We start from the raw sequence: 246 nt of genomic DNA, 5'->3' as shown, positions 1-246 counted from the left end.
CAGCCGTTCAGCGTCTCTGCTGTCGGTTAGCTCAAAATCAGTGAACTGACAGGTATGAGGATCATATCCCATATGTAGTCGCCATTCAGCGCTGCCGCCCCCGGGCGCACTGATTGCTGTTCCATCGACAAGACGCAATCTCTTTCCGCTTGTACAACCCGTAACTGCGGCGCGTACAGCAAGTGTTTGTGCGGCAAGTATGCCAAACCAGTCGGCGGCATTCCGCAGCCGCTTCAGGAGAGCCAC

At 56.1% G+C, this 246-nt stretch carries 1 pseudogene; it reads right to left on the bottom strand.

Features of this window, described 5'->3' with window-relative positions:
* A pseudogene (locus SB679_RS25745) lies at nucleotides 1-246 on the bottom strand (IS4 family transposase); the annotation flags it as partial.

Source organism: Chryseobacterium sp. SIMBA_029, from assembly GCF_046535275.1.
Taxonomy (GTDB): Bacteria; Bacteroidota; Bacteroidia; order Flavobacteriales; family Weeksellaceae; genus Chryseobacterium.
The sequence above is the reverse complement of the archived record's forward strand: the minus strand, read 5'-3'. Positions and strand labels throughout refer to the sequence as shown.